We start from the raw sequence: 17,584 nt of genomic DNA, 5'->3' as shown, positions 1-17,584 counted from the left end.
GGCCGCGGCGGCGGTCCGGAAGGACGGCGCCGCGGCCGGTGGTACCGGTCCTCTCCGCCACGGCCGCCGGGGTCTGCCCGCCACCCGGGCGGACGCACGACGCGCCGCCGTACGCCACGGCCGCTAGTCCGGTCGGCGCACTCCGATCTGCACGCTCCGCGCCTCCTTCTTACGGTGGCTGAATGATCGTCACGTCAGCTGTCCGTCAAGCTGCCGCCGGTACCGCGGCGCTGCTGTTCGTGCTGCCCGTTCCGGCGGCCACGGCCTCCCCCGTCACCCTCGTCTCGCGCGTCGCGGCTTCGGTCGAGGAACCCACGCCCCCCGCGCGCCGGTTCGTCGACCCGGCCCGGCTCGACCGGAAGGGCGTACAGGTGCAGAGGTCACCGGGCGCCCCTGCCGTGCCCTCCGTCTCCGCCCTGTCCTGGGTGGTGGCGGACGCCTCCTCGGGCGATGTGCTCGCCGCGCGGAACGCCCATCGGAAGCTGCCGCCGGCCAGCACCCTGAAGGCACTGTTCGCCTTGACCGCGCTGCCCCACCACAAGCCCTCCGAGCAGCACACCGTGGCCGATTCCGAGCTGACCGGAATCGGTGCGGGCAGCAGCCTGGTCGGAGTGAAGGAGGGGTACACGTACAAGGTCTCGGACCTGTGGAACGGCGTCTTCCTCAGCTCGGGGAACGACGCCGTGCACGTGCTGGCCGCGATGAACGGCGGTTGGGATTCCATGGCCCGGCAGATGCAGGAGAAGGCCCGCGCGCTGGGCGCCGAGGACACCCACGTGGTCTCCCCGGACGGCTACGACGCCCCCGGCCAGGTGTCCTCGGCGTACGACCTGGCGGTCTTCGGACGTGCCGGGCTCCAGGACCCCGCGTTCGCGCGGTACTGCTCGACGCGGTACGCGGACTTCCCGGCGGGTTCCTGGTCGTACGGCATCGCCAACACCAACCGGCTCCTGACGGGAGAGAACGGCGTGACCCGTTACCCGGGGCTGCTCGGGATCAAGAACGGCTACACGAGCAACGCGGGCAACACCTTGATCTCAGCGGCCCGCCGGGGCGACCGGACCCTGGTCGTCTCGGTGATGAATCCCCAGGCGGGCGGTGGGTTCGCCGTGTACGAGGAGGCGCGGGCGCTGCTCGACTGGGGTTTCGAGGCGTCCGGGCAGGTGCAGCCGGTGGGCACGCTGGCTCCGGCACGGGCGAAGGCCGCGGCCGAATCGGAGGCCCGGGCCGTGGCGGTGGCGCGTGACGACCACGGGGTCCGGGCCGCGGGGCCGGTGCCCCGGGCCGGGGCGGAGCCGATGGCGGTCGTTTCTCCCCGGAAGACCTCCGGGGAGGCGGAGGAGCCCGGTCCGTCGGCCGGGCTTCCCCTGGCCCTGGTGGGCTCGGCCTGCGGGGCCGCGCTCGCCCTGTGGGGGTGGCGGCGCTGGGCGGGCCACCGGGCCTGACCCCTGTGCCATCGAGGACCGCCGGTCGTGCGGCGCCACTGGAGACATCGAACCGGGGTCGTGCCGGCGACGGTTCGGTGGGCGCCGCACGGTCCGGCTGCTGGCCCGCGGGAGGACCGATCGGGAACGGTGCGGTGACGGACACCGCACCCGTCGACGGGGCGGGGGGCGGGGCCCGGGGCCAGGAGGAGCGGGCGGTGCACACGAGCGTGCGGTGCGTCTGCCCGCGCTCCGTCACGCCGGCGAACGGCGGACGCCCGAGCCCCGGACGGCAGGCACGGTTCCGCTCAGGCGCCGACGTACTCCGCGAGGTGCTCTCCGGTGAGGGTGGACCGGGCTGCGACGAGGTCCGCGGGCGTGCCTTCGAACACGATCCGACCGCCGTCGTGGCCGGCGCCGGGGCCGAGGTCGATGATCCAGTCGGCATGGGCCATGACCGCCTGGTGGTGCTCCACGACGATGACGGACTTGCCGGAGTCGACGAGGCGGTCGAGCAGACCGAGGAGTTGTTCGACGTCCGCGAGGTGGAGGCCGGTGGTCGGCTCGTCGAGGACGTAGACCCCTCCCCCGTCGCCCAGGTGCGTGGCCAGCTTGAGCCGCTGCCGCTCGCCGCCGGAGAGCGTGGTGAGCGGCTGTCCGAGGCTCAGGTAGCCGAGGCCGACGTCGGCCAGCCGGGCGAGGATCCGCTGCGCGGCCGGGATGCGTGCCCCGCCGGGGCCGAAGAACTCCACGGCTTCGGTCACGGACATGGCGAGCACCTCGCTGATGTCCCGGCCGCCGAGGAGGTACCCGAGCACCGAGGGCTGGAACCGCTTGCCCTCGCAGTCCTCACAGGGCGAGGAGACGCCCGCCACCATGCCGAGGTCGGTGTAGATGACGCCCACGCCGTTGCACGTGGGACAGGCGCCCTCGGAGTTGGCGCTGAACAGCGCCGGCTTCACGCCGTTGGCCTTGGCGAAGGCCTTGCGGATCGGGTCCAGCAGCCCGGTGTAGGTGGCGGGGTTGCTCCGCCGGGAGCCGCGGATCGCCCCCTGGTCGACGGAGATCACGTCCTCGCCCGCGGGGAGGGAGCCCGTGGACGAGCGAGCTCTTGCCGGAACCGGCGACCCCGGTGACGACGGTGAGCACCCCGAGCGGGACGTCGACGTCGACGTCCCGGAGGTTGTGCGTCGAAGCGCCCCGGATCTCCAGGGCTCCGGTGGGCTTGCGCACCGTCTCCTTCAGGGCCGCCCGGTCGTCGAAGTGGCGGCCGGTGACGGTGTCGGCGGCGCGCAGTTCTTCCACGGTGCCCTCAAAGCAGACGGTGCCGCCGTCCGTGCCGGCACCGGGACCGAGGTCCACGACGTGGTCGGCGATCGCGATCGCCTCCGGTTTGTGCTCCACGACGAGCACCGTGTTGCCCTTGTCGCGGAGTTGGCGGAGGAGGCCGTTCATCCGTCGGATGTCGTGCGGGTGCAGTCCGATGGTGGGCTCGTCGAAGACGTAGGTGACGTCGGTGAGCGCGGAGCCGAGGTGGCGGATCATCTTGACGCGCTGGGCCTCGCCGCCCGACAGCGTGCCCGAGGGCCGGTCCAGGGAGAGGTAGCCGAGGCCGATCTCCACGAACGAGTCGAGGGTCGACTGGAGTGCGGTGAGCAGTGGCGCCACGGAGGGTTCGTCGAGCTCGCGGACCCAGGCGGCGAGGTCGTTGATCTGCAGGGCGCAGGCATCGGCGATGCTGGTCCCCTTGATCTTGGAGGCCCGGGCGCCCTCGCTGAGGCGGGTGCCGTCGCAGTCGGGGCAGGTGGTGAAGGTGACCGCCCGCTCGACGAACGCCCGGACGTGGGGCTGCATTCCTTCCTTCTCCTTGGCCAGGAAGGACTTCCGGATGCGCGGGATCAGACCCTCGTAGGTCATGTTGATGCCGGCGATCTTCATCCGGACCGGCTCGTGGTGGAGGAAGTCGCGGAGTTCCTCCGCGGTGTACTCGCGGATCGGCTTGTCCCGGTCCACGAGGCCCGACTCGCTGTAGAGCCGGTGGTTCCAGCCGCCCGCGGTGTAGCCGGGAACGGTGAGCGCTCCCCCGGCGAGCGACTTGGCGTCGTCGTAGAGTCGGGAGGGGTCGATGTCCGAGACCGTGCCCCGCCCCTCGCACCCCGGGCACATGCCGCCGGTCCGCTCGAAGGTCGCCCGCTCCGTCCTCTGGTTGCCGCGCTCGACGGTGATCGCACCGCTGGCCCGGACCGAGGGGACGTTGAAGGCGTACGCGCTGGGCGGGCCGATGTGCGGCTCCCCGAGGCGGCTGAAGAGGATGCGGAGCATGGCGTGGGCATCGGTGGCGGTGCCGACCGTGGAACGGGGGTCGGCACCGAGGCGCTGTTGGTCGACGACGATCGCGGTCGTCAGGCCTTCGAGCACGTCGACCTCGGGGCGGGCGAGGCTCGGCATGAAGCCCTGGACGAAGGCGCTGTAGGTCTCGTTGATCAGACGCTGCGACTCGGCGGCGATCGTGTCGAACACGAGGGAGCTCTTGCCCGATCCGGAGACGCCGGTGAACACCGTGAGGCGGCGCTTCGGGATCTCGATGCTGACGTCCTTGAGGTTGTTCTCCCGGGCTCCGTGCACACGGATCAGGTCGTGCCGGTCGGCAGCACGGGGAACGGACGTGGGCACGTCCGTCCGCAAGGCCTTGCTCATTCGTGGTCTCCAGCTCTCGCGCGGTCCCTGGCAGCGGGTCCCCCGCGTCGGCCCGTGGACCCGTCGTGCACCGGGGCGGAGGCCCTGCGGTCACGCTAGTGGCGGCACCGGGGCCACGCTTCTCGATTTCTGATCTCCGCCCGCCGTCACATAGCGCTCGGCAGCGAGGACGGCCTGGCGGGCGGTGCGTTCTCCCATGAGGACGCACAGGGTGTACGCCGTGTCCTCGAAGCGCCGACGGGCCGACGGGTCGCACGGCCTGCTCAACACCGTCCGCTCCTGGTCGCGGAAGTGCCGCAGCAACCGGTCGACCGCGTTCCTGTCGGGCAGCAGCATGGGGGCCTCCTGTCTCCTGGTGCGATCCATCGTCGCGGTCGGCGGCCACGCCCGCGACCCATGCGAACACGCTGGGTGACCGAAGTCCCGTCACGGGCCGCCGGCGTGCGCTCCGGCTGCTCATGGCGGAGGGTCGGAACCATGAACCCGAGCACGATTTCGCGCGTGGTCGTCACGGGCGCCACCGGCAACGTGGGGACGAGCCTGGTCCGGCTCTTGGCGCGCGAGCCGGCCGTCGACTCGGTCCTCGGAATCGCCCGACGCCGCCCGGACCTGACCCTCCCGGGCGTGGAGTGGGCCGAACTGGACCTCTCCCGCGAGGGGGACGAGCCCCGGCTCGCCCAGTACGTGGCGGACGCGGATGCGGTCGTACACCTGGCCTGGCGGTTCGGTCCGACCCACGATCCGGTGGAGACCTGGCGGACCAACGTCCTGGGCTCGGTCCGCCTCTTCGAGGCGGTGGCGGCGGCACGGGTGCCCGTCCTGGTGCACGCCTCGTCGGTGGGCGCCTACTCCCCCGGCCCCGAGGGCGGCGCCCCGGTGTCCGAGGCCTGGCCGACGCACGGTTGGCCGGGGGCCGCGTACACCCGGGAGAAGGCCTATCTGGAACGGGTGCTCGACACGTTCGAGCGGGACCACCCGTTGACCCGGGTGGTCCGGATGCGCCCGGCGTTCCTGTTCAAGGAAGAGGCGGCGAGCGGACAGCGGCGGATCTTCGCGGGCCGGTTCTTCCCCGGACAGCTGGTGCGCCCCGATCTGTTGCCGCTGCTCCCGGAGTTCACGGGCCTCCGCTTCCAGGTCCTGCACACCGAGGATGCGGCCGACGCCTATCTCAGGGCGCTCCTCCGGGACGTCCGGGGGGCGTTCAACCTCGCCGCGGAACCGGTGGTCGACGCGGCGGTGCTGGGGGACCTCCTCCACGCCCGAACGGTCAAGGTGCCCGCAGCGGCGGTACGGGGGGCCCTGTCCGCGGCCTGGCGGCTGCGGCTGGCCCCGGCCTCACCGGGCCTCTTCGACGCGCTGCGCCACCTCCCGCTGCTCGCCACCGAGCGGGCCCGGCGGGAACTGGAGTGGGAACCCTCGACCAGCTCCCTGGAAGCCCTGGAGGCGTTCCTGCGCGGGGTGCGTGCGGGCACGGGCGACGAAACGGCCCCTCTGACGGGCCACCGCATCGGTTGACGGCCGTGGTCTCCCCCGACGGGGGACGGTCCCGGTCGAGCGCCCCCGGGAAGGTCCCCGCGCGGTGCCCGCGGGCCCGGCACACCGCACGGGCGGGATCCCGGTACGCCGCTCTCCACCCGAACCACCGGCCCCTCCACTACGGGGACGGGGCCGGACGGACCGGTGGATCGGGACGTCCGGCCCTCTCCCCACACCGCCGTTGGACCCAGAATGGGGTGCAGGAGGGCCAGCCGGTGGGCGGGCCCGTCATCGCACCGACGGAGGCAGCCCGATGAGTCGTGAGATCGTCGCAGGAGTCGACGGTTCCCCGGAGAGCCTGGCCGCGGCGGACTGGGCCGCCCGCGAGGCCGAGCACCGGGGGCTCGCGCTGCGACTCGCGCACGCGTGGCGCTGGGAGCCCCTCGACCTGCCCCTCGTCCAGGACCCCGAGACCCAGCAGCGTGCGGCCCGCGCCGTCCTGCACGAGGCCGAGGCCACGATCGCGCAGCGCCACCCGGGTCTCACCCTCACCGCGGAACTGCTCCCCGACGTCCCGGTCTCCGCGCTGCTCGGCATCGAAGAGCGGGCCGAGATGCTGGTCATCGGCTCGCGCGGGCACGGAGCCGTCGCCGGCTTCCTGCTGGGCTCGTACGGGCAGCAGATCATCGCCGCCGCCTCCCGTCCCGTCGTCGCCGTCCGGTCCCGCGACGGCGAGCCGGCCGAGCCTCCCTCGGGGTACGTGCTCGTCGGCCAGCTCGGCAGCCCGGAGGACAGTGCTGCAGCGCTCGGCTTCGCCTTCGAGGCCGCCGCTGCGCGCGGGGCGTCGGTGCGGGCCGTGCGCGCGTGGAGCCTGCCGCCGCTGTACGCGTACAGCCCGGCGTCGATGCGGCTCGCGGACGAGGCCGGCGGGCTCGTCCCGTACGAGGAGAAGGAACTGCGCGAGGCGCTGGCACCCTGGCGGGAGCGGTTCCCCGACGTGCCGGTGATCGAGCACGTCGAGCTGGGCAGCGCCGGCCAGGTCCTGCTCTCCGCCTCGGGCGGTGCCCAACTGCTGGTGGTCGGTCGGCGGGCTCGCCGAGGAGCCATCGGCCCCCGGATCGGTTCCGTGGCGCACGCGGCGCTCCACCTCGCGCCCTGCCCGGTGGCGGTCGTCCCGCAGGGCTGACGGCCTCGGGAGGTCGTTGACGCGCCGCGTTGACGAGGAGTGTCGGACCGGTCGGGGACGGAAAGTGTTACCGCCGTCGCCCCGGTGGCTGCCCCAGCACCGGTCCGTCCGGCGACCTCGGCGAGAGAGCGGAGCTCCATGCAGCACCACGACCGGCCCGACCGTCCCGAACGCCCCGAGAACCGCGTGCGCCCCGAGCCCCCCGACCGGATCCGAGCGGTGGGGCGCTCCGGCGGCCGGCACCGCAGGGGCGGTGGGGTGCGACGGCAGGCGCCGCACCGCCCGTCGTTCCGCACTGCGGTCCTGGCCGTCGGCAGTGCGGCCGCGGTGCTCACCGTGGCGACCGGGATGTACGTGGCCGCCCCGGCGACCGGCACGACGGCGGTCGCCGCTTCCGCCCCGGAACGACCGACGGCGGTCGGGACCACCGCCCGGTACGTCCAGGACGTCGTCGCCCTGGCCAATGCCGAGCGGAAGAAGGCCGGTTGCAGCCCGCTCCGGTCCGAAGGACGGCTCCGGAGGGCCGCCCAGGAGCACTCCGACGACATGTCCGCCCGCGGATACTACGAGCACCACAGCCCGGAGGGCCGGGACGCGGGTGACCGGATGAGCAGCGCCGGTTACGCCTGGTCGTCCTGGGGGGAGAACATCCATCGCGGGCCGAAGACCCCGGCCCGGGCCATGAAGGACTGGATGGACAGTCCCGGCCACCGGGCGAACATCCTCAACTGTGCGTTCAAGGACATCGGCGTCGGGGTGACCCTCAGCGCCAACGGGCCCTGGTGGGTACAGGACTTCGGCACCAGACGCTGAGCCCGCGCCCCGGTTCGGCCGGGTCCCCGACCCGGCTCAGGAGGCGGGGGCGGCCAGCTTCTGCACCCAGATCGTGCCGCCGGGACCGGGCACCGACGCCACACCGGTGTCCCGGTAGCGGCAGTTCAGCATGTTCTCCTCGTGCATCGCACCGTCCCGCCAGTCCTCGACCACGGTCGACGGGTCCTTCGCCCCCCGTGCCAGGTTCTCGGCCCAGGCGCTCCACTCGTACCCGACCGCAGTGATCCGGGCGTCCGCGAAGTCGCCCTCGGGGCTGCTGTGGCCGTAGTAGCCGCGCACGACCATGTCACGGGCGTAGTCACGGGCGGCCCGGACCAACCGGGGGTCGGTTCGCAGCGACGGGCAACCGGCCTTCGCGCGCAACTGGTTGACCAGCGCGGTCACCTGCTCCCCCGGTCCGGGTGCGGGCGGGGGCGGCGTGGTGGTCCGGGGGGCCGGAGGGGTGGTCGTCGGTGCGGGAGGGGTGGTGGTGGCCACCGGGCTCGGCGGGACCGGGGCCGGGGTGGTCGTGGGCGGAGGGGCTGCGACCGGCCGCTCGGGCTCGAGGCGCGCCTCCGGTTCTGGCGGTGCGAGGAGGACGACCGCTCCGAGGACGGCGACGGCCGCGGCCCCGGCCGCGGTCGCGCGCCGCATCGGGGTCCACCGGCCGTCCCGGGCGGGGGCGCGGTGGGTGGGGCCGGTCTGCCCGGAGGGTCCGTGCGGGGAGGAGGGGGCCGCGGGTCCGCCGTCCGGGGAGACGGCGGGTGCGGAGTGGTCCGGAGGGGGAACCTGCATGTGCGCCGCGTACTCCGTCACCGGCCCGTGCGTGGATGCGGCAGCCGCCAGCGGCGGCACCAGGCCGATCCCGACGAGCAGGCCCTCGACGGGAGCGAGGCCCCGGCGGCCGGTCGCGCGGGAGGTGCAGGCCGTGCAGGCCCGCAGATGGCGGGCGATCCTCTTGCGCCAGAGCGGCGAGGGGCTGCCGTCCCAGGGCTCCAGGATCGTCGCCAGCTCCGGGCACTGCGGGACGGCGTCCAGGGCCCGCACCACGGCGCGTCCGGTGTCGAGGCGCTCCTTCATCCGCTGCACGCGGACGGCAGCGTGTCGCGGGGGGACGCCGAGGCCCTCGGCGAGCTCGGCACGGGTGAGTTCACCGGCGGCCTCCAACCACCACAGGGCGAGGAGTTCGGTGTCGTCCCCGTCGAGCCAGCGGGTGGCGCGGGCCACGTCGCGGCGCTGCCCGGAGAGGCCGAGGCGGAGGATCGTGAGCTCGGTGAAGTCACCGGCCGGATCGGCGAGGTCCGCGGCCCGGTCGAGACCGGGCACGGGCGCCTGTCGCTTCTCCCGCCAGCGGCGCCGTATGCCGTTCATGGCGATGGCGACCAGCCAGGACCGGAAGCGGGAGGGATCGCGGAGACCGCCGAGGCCGTCAAGGGCACGGACCATCGTCTCCTGGACGATGTCGTCCGTGTCGGCGTGGCCGTCGAGGGCGCGGCCGACGATGTTGTGGACGAGCGGGAAGTGGGCACGCACCAGCTCGTCCCTGGCGCGCGCGTCACCGGCCCTGGCCGCCTCCACGAGCACGGTGGTGCGTCGCTCGTCGCTGTGCATGGCTCTGCTCCCTCATCCCTGGGTCCGAGTCCCCCTTCCTGTGGAGACCCGTGGGCTCGGGAGGAATAACACTTTCTTCCGGTGCGTCTCGCGTCCGGTGCTCCAGTGCTCCGGTGCCCGGCGCGGGACCCTACACCGGTGGTGCGGCGGGCAGGGTCGGGACGGTGGCCCGGTTCCCCTCCCGAACGGCTGCCACGACGGCGTCGTGCAGGTCGCGGCTCTCCTCCTCCGATGCGCACGGAACGGGACTGCCCGACATGGTGAACCAGTCGGACGCGCCGCTGTACTGCACGGCCACGCGTGCTTCGCGCTCGGCCCACGTCGTGTGCACGGTCAAATCGCCCGTGACGACGCCGGCCTCGTCGGTCAGCACCCCACCTCGCCCGGTGTAAACACCGGCGGTCGTCCAAGATGCCCAACTCATCCATCCAGGTTCACACCCGGAATCCATCTGCGCCACTGACGGGACCGCCCCGGCCGGAGGAGTTCCGGCCGGGGCGGTGCGGGTCTCGCGCCGGATCAGGCGAGGGATCCGAGGGCCTCGTTGAAGGTGGTGGACGGGCGCATCACGGCCGCGGCCTTGGCCGGGTCGGGCTGGTAGTAGCCACCGATCTCGGCCGGGGAGCCCTGGACGGCGATCAGCTCGTCGACGATCTTCTGCTCGTTCGCGGTCAGGGTCTCCGCGAGCGGACCGAAGGCCTTGGCCAGCTCGGCGTCGTCGGTCTGCTTGGCCAGCTCCTGGGCCCAGTAGAGGGCCAGGTAGAAGTGGCTGCCGCGGTTGTCGATGCCGCCGAGGCGACGGGTCGGCGACTTGTCCTCGTTGAGGAAGGTGCCGGTGGCGCGGTCGAGGGTGTCGGCCAGGACCTGGGCGCGGGTGTTGCCCGTGCTCGTCGCGAGGTGCTCGAAGGAGGCGGCCAGGGCGAAGAACTCACCGAGGCTGTCCCAGCGGAGGTAGTTCTCCTTGACGAGCTGCTGGACGTGCTTGGGGGCGGAACCACCGGCGCCGGTCTCGAAGAGGCCGCCACCAGCCATCAGCGGGACGACCGACAGCATCTTGGCGCTGGTGCCCAGCTCCAGGATCGGGAAGAGGTCGGTCAGGTAGTCGCGGAGGACGTTTCCGGTGACGGAGATGGCGTCCTCACCGCGACGGATGCGCTCCAGGGAGAACGCGGTGGCCTCGACCGGGGAGAGGATCTTGATGTCCAGGCCCTCGGTGTCGTGCTCCGGCAGGTACTGCTTCACCTTGGCGATGAGCTGCGCGTCGTGGGCGCGGTTCTCGTCCAGCCAGAAGACGGCCGGGGCGCCGGTGGCGCGGGCGCGGGTGACGGCGAGCTTGACCCAGTCCTGGATGGGCAGGTCCTTGGTCTGGCAGGCGCGGAAGATGTCGCCCTCGGCGACCTCCTGCTCCAGGACGGCGTTGCCCTCGGAGTCGACCAGGCGGACGGTGCCGGCCTGCGCCACCTCGAAGGTCTTGTCGTGGGAGCCGTACTCCTCGGCCTTCTGCGCCATGAGGCCGACGTTCGGGACGGAACCCATGGTCGCCGGGTCGAAGGCGCCGTGGGCACGGCAGTCCTCGATGACGGCCTGGTAGACGCCGGAGTAGCTGTGGTCCGGGAGGACCGCGAGGGTGTCGGCCTCCTGGCCGTCGGGGCCCCACATGTGGCCGGAGGTGCGGATCATGGCCGGCATCGAGGCGTCGACGATGACGTCGGACGGCACGTGCAGGTTGGTGATGCCCTTGTCGGAGTCGACCATCGCGAGGGCGGGGCCCTCTGCGAGCTCGGCCTCGAAGGAGGCCTTGATCTCGGCGCCCAGGCCGTTCGGGAGGGCGTCCAGGCCGCCCAGGACGGTGCCGAGGCCGTCGTTCGGGGAGAGGCCCGCGGCAGCGAGCGCCTCGCCGTACTTGGCGAAGGTGTTCGGGAAGAAGGCGCGCACCACGTGGCCGAAGACGATCGGGTCGGAGACCTTCATCATCGTGGCCTTGAGGTGCACGGAGAAGAGCACGTCCTCGGCCTTGGCGCGGGCGACCTGCTCGCCGAGGAAGGTGCGCAGGGCGGCGACGCGCATGACGGCGGCGTCGACGACCTCGCCGGCGATGACCTTCAGCGGCGCGCGGAGCTCGCTGACGGTGCCGTCGGCGGCGGCGAACTCGAAGCGGAGGGTGTCGTCCTTCTCCATGACGACCGACTTCTCCGTGGAGGCGAAGTCGTTCTCGCTCATCGTGGCGACGTTGGTCTTGGACTCGGGGGTCCAGGCGCCCATGCGGTGCGGGTGGGCCTTGGCGTAGTTCTTGACCGAGCCCGGAGCGCGGCGGTCGGAGTTGCCCTCGCGCAGGACCGGGTTGACGGCCGAGCCCTTGATCTTGTCGTAACGGGCGCGGACGTCCTTGTCCTGGTCCGTCTGCGGGTCGTCCGGGTAGTCCGGGAGGGCGTAGCCCTGGGCCTGGAGCTCGGCGATCGCGGCCTTGAGCTGCGGGATGGACGCCGAGACGTTCGGCAGCTTGATGATGTTGGCGCCGGGCGTCTTGGCCAGGTCACCGAGCTCCGAGAGGGCGTCGGCGATGCGCTGGCCCTCCTCCAGGAACTCGGGGAAGACGGCGATGATGCGGCCCGCGAGGGAGATGTCACGCGTCTCGACCGTGACGCCGGCCTGCGAGGCATACGCCTGGATCACGGGCAGGAACGAGTACGTCGCCAGGGCAGGCGCCTCGTCAGTGTGGGTGTAGATGATGGTCGAGTCAGTCACCAGGTGCTCCGCTCCACGTCTGCGTATGCGAGATTGCTCGACATCAAGATATCTCGTGATCGCGGTCCTCGGTAAAGGGCCCCACGAGCTCCGCGTCGTGCGGGACTCCCGCGGCCTCCACGAAGGGACCGCCGAGCCGGTACGGGGCGGGGGCGCCGTCCACGTCGACGCGCCGCAGCACCATGAGCAGGGTCAGCCCGGCGGCGGCGACCACCCCCGCGGCGAGGGCCTGGCCGCAGCGGTGGGCGAGACGGAGCTCGACCGGGTCGTACGGGGCGGTGGCGGGAAGTGCGAGGGCGTCGCCGAGCAGCCAGAACCCGGCGCCGAGGCCGACCAGCGTGAGGAGGACGAGCGGGACGGTCACGGGAAGGCCGGGCAGGGCGGGGCCGCGCCGCGGGCCGGGGCGGACCCTGCCCTTCCGGGCGAGGAGGGCGAGGAGCCCGGAGGTGACGGCGAGGGCCACCAGGGCGGCGGCGATGACGTCCCCGGGCCGGTGCTGTCCGGCGGCGATGGTGTAGGCGCCGACTCCGACGGCCCAGAGCGTGGCCGCGCCGACGGCGAGCGTGCGCAGCCGGTACGGGACGACGAGGACCAGCGCGAGGGCGACGCCGAGGGCGAGGGTGGTCTGGATGCTGGGGAAGCCGCTCGGATCGAGGCCGCCGACGGTGTCGACGGGGCGGGGCCTGGGCGCGTACCGCTGGAGCAGCCCGGTGACGGCGAGGGCGGTGACGACCGCGCCGGTGGCGGCGGCGGTGAGGGCGTACCGCTTGCGCACGAGGCCGACGGCGAGCAGGAGGACGCAGCCGAGGACCAGGGACAGGGTGGTGAGGCCGGCGAGCGAGGGGTGGTCGCGGAGCACGGTGGCGGCGGTCCCGTCCGCGCGCCGGCCGGTGACGGCGGCGTCACCCCAGCGGCGGCCGGTCGCGGTGAGCACGAGTCCCGCGTAGACGATCGTGAGGAGGAGGACGGCCCCGAGGCAGGCACGGCGGGTCCGGGTGCGGACCCGCGTGCTGAACGAGCCGGCGGCCTCGCCGGCCACGGCGGCGTACCACCAGGTGTCACCGGTCTCCAGCGGTCTCGGGGAGCCGCCCGCACGGAGCCTGTCATAGGAAGCCATGCCCCGATTCGACCCCAGGCCCGCCCGCTGCGCCCGCTGGAGTCACCCGAACGACACGCCGAGGGGTCGTGGGGACCGCACCCGGCGGCGGCCGTACCGGGCCCGCGCGGTGCCGTCGGGTCGGAACGGCTCCGGAGCGCGGAGACCCTGACGCACTGGCCGTCGGACACCCCGCAGGCTCCGTGCCGGCGGGGGCGCGTTCACGCCACGGCGAGGGGGCGGGAGCGGTCACGATCGCGGCGGCGCGTGCCGTACAGGGTGAAAGCCGTGTTCACCAGGGCGACGTGGCTGAGCGCCTGGGGGGTGTTGCCGAGCTGCCGACCGGCCACCGGGTCCCATTCCTCGGCGAGGAGACCGACGTCGTTGCGGACCGCGAGGACCCGCTCGAAGACGACCCGCGCCTCGTCGGTGCGCCCGGTCATGGCGAGGGCGTCGGCGTACCAGAGGGTGCAGGCGACGAAGCTCCCCTCCGTGCCGCCGAGGCCGTCGAGGTCGTGCCTGCCCCCGTCGCGGACGTCGCCGTACCTGCGCAGGAACCCGTGGTCGTCGAGCCGTTCCATCGCCCGGACGGTGCCGAGGACGCGCGGGTCGCCGGCGGGGAGGAACCCGAGCCGGGGGATCAGCAGGGCGGTGGCATCGACCTGGCTGCTCCCGTAGGACTGGGTGAAGGAGTGCTGTTCCCCGCTCCAGCCGCGGGCGCAGACCTCGGCGTGCAGTTCGGCGCGCAGCGCCTGCCAGTGCGGGAGGGAACCGCGCAGTCCGGCGACGCGCGCCAGACGGACGGCCCGGTCGGCGGCGACCCAGGCCATGACCTTGGAGTGGACGAAGTGGCGTCGTGGCCCCCGGACCTCCCAGATGCCCTCGTCGGGTTCCCGCCAGCGCTGCCCGAGGTACTCCAGGAGCGAGGCGATCAGGGCCCAGGTCGGGCGGTCGAGGACGACACCGGCCCGGACCGCGGAGTAGACGGTGCTGAGCACCTCTCCGTAGACGTCGAGCTGGAACTGGTCGACGGCGGCGTTGCCGAACCTGACGGGCTGTGAACCCTCGTAGCCGGGAAGCCAGTCGGCGTGCGTCTCGGGGAGTCTGCGCTGTCCCTCGACCCCGTACAGCGGCTGGAGGTCGGCGGGATCTCCGGCGACGGCGCGCAGCAGCCACTCCGTCCAGGCCAGCGCCTCCCTCCGGTATCCGCTGCGGAGCAGGCAGGACAGGGTGAAGGTGGAGTCCCGCAACCAGCAGAAGCGGTAGTCCCAGTTGCGCCGGCCTCCGATGGATTCGGGGAGGGAGGTGGTGGCGGCGGCGACGATGCCGCCGCTGGGGGCGTAGGTGAGGGCCTTGAGGGTGAGCAGCGAGCGGATCACGACCTCGCGTGCGGGGCCCTCGTAGCGCAGGACGGAGGCCCAGTCTCCCCAGAAGGCGAGGGTGTGGGCGAGGGCTGCCGCGACGTCAGCGGGCGAGTAGGCCGGGGGCGCGGGGGCGTGTGAGGGGCGCCAACCGAGGACGAAGGCAACCCGTTGGCCGGCCGTGACGGTGAACTCGCAGGTCGTGCGGTCGGGGGTGACGGTGAGTTCGACGCCCGGCCCGCAGGAGAGGTGGGTGGCGTCGGGCCCGGCGACGGAGATGACGGTGCGTCGGTCCGTCGACCGGGTCCAGGGGACGATGCTGCCGTGGTGGAAGCGGACCCTCAACTCGCCGTGCACCGCGACCCGTCCGGCGATCCCCTCGACGATCCGGACGATCCTCGGACCCCCGCCGGACGGGAAGCAGGGCGCGCGGGGCGGCATGAAGTCGGTGATCCTCAGGGTGCCGGAGAGGGTCTCCCAGACGGTGTCGAGCACGAGCGTGTCACCGCGGTAACTCCGCCGCGTGCACAGGGGCGTTCCGACCGGGGCGAGGATCCAACGGCCGTGGTCCGGTGCCCCGAGGAGGGCTGCGAGACAGGCGGGCGAGTCGAAGCGGGGTGCGCACCACCAGTCGACGGACCCGTCGGTTCCGATGAGCGCGGCCGTCTCCAGGTCACCGACGAGGGCATAGTCTTCAATTCGCCCTGCCATGACGGGATTGTATTCCTTTAGGAGGTCATGTGCAGGTGTCCGGCAGTGAGCAGGGCACCGTCCGGCCCCGTGCCCGGGAGGAGCATCCCGTCCCGCGGCCTGGTGCACGACGGCGCGGACACCGTCCCCCACCGCCCCGCCGGGAAGCACACGGCGACCCCGCACCGTCCCCTCGGGGAGAGGCGCGGAGAGCCCTCGGGAGCGGGCTCGGGGCTGCCGCCCATCCCTTCCCGGGCTCCCGCATACCCTTGCACCCGCCTTGACGGCCTCGGTGCGCCCGCAGGACGCTGAAGAGCGCGGGCCGGCGTCCAGGGCCGGGCCGCCGAACAGGGCCGAAGGGCGGGGCCGTGCCGATGACTGGCGATCCCCGATGAGCAGCGACGGGCATCCGCTGCGCCGCCCGACCGCCCCCACGCCCCGTTCCGGCACCCGGACCGTGAGCCTCGTCCTCACCGTCCGCCCCGGCGACGGAGACCCGGGAGCAGCGCTCGACCGACTCCTGGAGCAGGTGCCGACGGGCGTGCAGGAGGTGGTCCTGATCGGGGCCCCCGCACCTCGGGGCGGGAAGCGCGAAGGGAACGGGAGGATGGACGTGCGCCGACTCGGCCCCTGGGACGCCACCCGGGGCGACATTCCACACGCCGCCCTGCTCGCGGCGACCGGGGACCTGATCGTCCTGATGAACGCCGACGGCAGCATGTCACCGCACGAGATCCCGCACTACCTGCACTGCCTGGACAGCGGTTACGACTTCGTGAAGGGTTCGCGCTTCATCGCGGGCGGGGACTGCGCCGACCATCCGCTGTCGCGGCGCCTCGGGCACCGTGCGCTGCTGCGCGTCGCCCGCCGCCTGTACGGCCAGCACCTCACGGACCTCTGGTACGGATTCTGCGCGTTCCGGCGCCCCTTCGTCGAACTCCTCGACCTGCACGAGGACGGCGTCGAGCTCGGTGCCGAACTCGTCGCGCACGCGCTGCACTACGGTCTGCGCGTCGCGGAGGTGCCGAGCCTCGAACTGCCCCGCCGTCACGGCCCGTCGCACATGCGCACGATCCGCGACGGCACCCGGATCCTCGGCACCCTGGTGGACGAGCGGCCGCACAACGCCCTGTCGCGACTGGCACACGGACCGTTCCGCGGCCCCCGCGGCCCCCGTGCCTCCCGCGGTTGACGAAAGCATCAGAAGGATGCTAACGCTGAGAGGAGCAACATTTCAGCACAGATCGGACCCTGAGCACACACCAGCGGCAGGGTCGGTTGCAGAAAGAGGCTCGTCGTGACCTCCGTTCCCCTCCGTCGAACGCAGGTGGCACCCGCGCCGCACCCCCTGCGGCGGATGACCGACTGGCCCCTCTCCGACGCCCGCCGCCGTGCCCCCGGCCGTCCCCCGAACCCCCACCCTGCGCGCCGGGCATCCGACCGGATCGCCCGCGCCGCCCCCACGCCCCGAAGCCGAGCGTGCAGGCCGCGCGGCACCGCACGGCGGCGCCGCTCCCGCACCACCCACACCCGCACCGCGCGACGCGGTCGCCGCTCGGGCCGGTCGGCCGGACCGGCCGGGGGTCACGGCTCGGCCGGGTCCTGCCCCGCACCCGGGCCGGCGTCACCGTGCGGCCCTGACCGCTCCGTCCGCCACGGGTCCTCCCACGCCCCGACCCCCGCGCGACCGCGCGCCCCGCGCCCCGCGCCTTCCTCCCGAGGAGGCGAGGCGTGATGGCCCTCGCGCGCACCCACGCACCGCTCCCCCGCCGGCTCGTCCGCCCGCCGGTGGAACTGGAACTGCTGATCCCCGCGTTCAACGAGCAGCGACGACTGCCCTCGACCGTGGCCGCCACCATCGACTACCTGGCCTCGCGGCCCTGGTCCTCGGCGGTCGTCGTCGTCGACAACAACAGCGCCGACGGCACCCTCGACGTCCTCCGACGCTTCACCGGCTCCCCCGTCCCGGTGCACGCCATCGGTTGCAGCGACCAGGGCAAGGGCGCGGCGGTCCGACGCGGGATCGCGACCTCTTCGGCCCGGTACGTCGGCTTCGCCGACGCCGACAACGCGACACCGGTGGAGACCCTGGACCGGGTCATGCGACTGCTGCGGGCGGGCCACGGCGCCGTGATCGCCTCGCGCCACGCGCCCGGTGCGCGCCTCGACGTGGAGCAGCCGCTGCTGCGACGGGGCGGCGGTCTGCTCTTCCGTACGCTCGCCCACCTGTCGCTGCCCGGCGTGGCCGACACCCAGTGCGGCTTCAAGTTCTTCTCCGGCCCGCTGGCCCGGTCGGTCGTGCGGGACTGCCGCGTCGACGGCTTCGCCTTCGACGTGGAACTGCTGGCCCGGGTCGTACGGGCCGGGCAGGACGTCGTGGAGGTGCCGGTGGTCTGGCACGACGTCCCCGGTTCGACCTTCTCGGCCCGGCGCGACGGACTGCGCTCGATGGCCGACCTCCTACGGATCTCGCTGGCCCGGTGAT

Annotated in this window: 12 protein-coding genes and 1 pseudogene; 6 read left to right on the top strand and 7 right to left on the bottom strand. The window is 73.2% G+C overall.

Annotated features, from left to right (window positions below; translation table 11 throughout):
* Nucleotides 1-182: 182 nt before the first annotated feature.
* On the top strand, nt 183-1,445 hold the full coding sequence (locus ACFW2Y_RS15430; protein ID WP_384878370.1) for a D-alanyl-D-alanine carboxypeptidase family protein: 1,263 nt from the start codon (nt 183-185) through the stop codon (nt 1,443-1,445).
* A gap of 287 nt (nt 1,446-1,732) precedes the next feature.
* Here ACFW2Y_RS15430 and ACFW2Y_RS15425 read toward each other — a convergent pair.
* Together ACFW2Y_RS15425 and ACFW2Y_RS15420 are read right to left on the bottom strand one after the other, a co-directional pair.
* Nucleotides 1,733-4,121: pseudogene (locus tag ACFW2Y_RS15425) on the bottom strand (excinuclease ABC subunit UvrA).
* Nucleotides 4,122-4,211: 90 nt separating this feature from the next.
* Nucleotides 4,212-4,457, bottom strand: coding sequence for a DUF5133 domain-containing protein (locus tag ACFW2Y_RS15420; protein WP_384878367.1), 246 nt, complete (start codon nt 4,455-4,457; stop codon nt 4,212-4,214).
* Nucleotides 4,458-4,598: 141 nt separating this feature from the next.
* Here ACFW2Y_RS15420 and ACFW2Y_RS15415 point away from each other — a divergent pair, with 141 nt between their 5' ends.
* The 3 genes from ACFW2Y_RS15415 to ACFW2Y_RS15405 all read left to right on the top strand — a co-directional run bounded on the left by ACFW2Y_RS15415 (nt 4,599) and on the right by ACFW2Y_RS15405 (nt 7,596).
* A complete protein-coding gene (locus ACFW2Y_RS15415; protein ID WP_384878365.1) occupies nt 4,599-5,636 on the top strand; it encodes an NAD-dependent epimerase/dehydratase family protein in 1,038 nt (345 codons plus the stop codon).
* A gap of 274 nt (nt 5,637-5,910) precedes the next feature.
* Complete coding sequence (locus ACFW2Y_RS15410; RefSeq protein WP_384878362.1) at nt 5,911-6,783, top strand: universal stress protein; 873 nt, start codon at nt 5,911-5,913, stop codon at nt 6,781-6,783.
* A 138-nt stretch (nt 6,784-6,921) separates the two neighbouring features.
* Nucleotides 6,922-7,596: a CAP domain-containing protein gene (locus ACFW2Y_RS15405; RefSeq protein ID WP_384878359.1), complete on the top strand. Its 675-nt coding sequence runs from the start codon at nt 6,922-6,924 to the stop codon at nt 7,594-7,596.
* Nucleotides 7,597-7,632: 36 nt separating this feature from the next.
* On the opposite strand, the gene ACFW2Y_RS15400 is transcribed toward ACFW2Y_RS15405, so the two are convergent.
* The 5 genes from ACFW2Y_RS15400 to ACFW2Y_RS15380 all read right to left on the bottom strand — a co-directional run bounded on the left by ACFW2Y_RS15400 (nt 7,633) and on the right by ACFW2Y_RS15380 (nt 15,120).
* Nucleotides 7,633-9,207, bottom strand: coding sequence for a sigma-70 family RNA polymerase sigma factor (locus ACFW2Y_RS15400; RefSeq protein ID WP_384878357.1), 1,575 nt, complete (start codon nt 9,205-9,207; stop codon nt 7,633-7,635).
* Nucleotides 9,208-9,337: 130 nt separating this feature from the next.
* Nucleotides 9,338-9,631 (bottom strand): hypothetical protein, encoded by a 294-nt coding sequence (locus ACFW2Y_RS15395; protein WP_384878354.1) that lies wholly within the window; start codon nt 9,629-9,631, stop codon nt 9,338-9,340.
* Between the two features lie 95 nt (nt 9,632-9,726).
* Nucleotides 9,727-11,952, bottom strand: a complete 2,226-nt coding sequence (locus ACFW2Y_RS15390) for an NADP-dependent isocitrate dehydrogenase (RefSeq protein ID WP_384878351.1) — start codon at nt 11,950-11,952, stop codon at nt 9,727-9,729.
* A 43-nt stretch (nt 11,953-11,995) separates the two neighbouring features.
* Nucleotides 11,996-13,069 carry a phosphatase PAP2 family protein gene (locus ACFW2Y_RS15385; protein WP_384878348.1) on the bottom strand — a complete coding sequence of 358 codons (1,074 nt, stop codon included), beginning with the start codon at nt 13,067-13,069 and terminating at the stop codon, nt 11,996-11,998.
* A gap of 200 nt (nt 13,070-13,269) precedes the next feature.
* Entirely contained in the window at nt 13,270-15,120 is a 1,851-nt protein-coding gene (locus ACFW2Y_RS15380; RefSeq protein ID WP_384878345.1) for a glycoside hydrolase family 15 protein, read from the bottom strand.
* Nucleotides 15,121-15,490: 370 nt separating this feature from the next.
* Here ACFW2Y_RS15380 and ACFW2Y_RS15375 point away from each other — a divergent pair, with 370 nt between their 5' ends.
* Together ACFW2Y_RS15375 and ACFW2Y_RS15370 are read left to right on the top strand one after the other, a co-directional pair.
* Nucleotides 15,491-16,291 (top strand): glycosyltransferase family 2 protein, encoded by an 801-nt coding sequence (locus ACFW2Y_RS15375; RefSeq protein WP_384878342.1) that lies wholly within the window; start codon nt 15,491-15,493, stop codon nt 16,289-16,291.
* Between the two features lie 542 nt (nt 16,292-16,833).
* Nucleotides 16,834-17,583 carry a glycosyltransferase gene (locus ACFW2Y_RS15370; RefSeq protein WP_384878372.1) on the top strand — a complete coding sequence of 250 codons (750 nt, stop codon included), beginning with the start codon at nt 16,834-16,836 and terminating at the stop codon, nt 17,581-17,583.
* Nucleotide 17,584: the final 1 nt, after the last annotated feature.

The sequence above is a fragment of the Streptomyces sp. NPDC058877 genome, from assembly GCF_042742855.1.
Lineage (GTDB): Bacteria > Actinomycetota > Actinomycetes > Streptomycetales > Streptomycetaceae > Streptomyces.
This window is presented reverse-complemented; position numbering and strand designations above follow the sequence as displayed.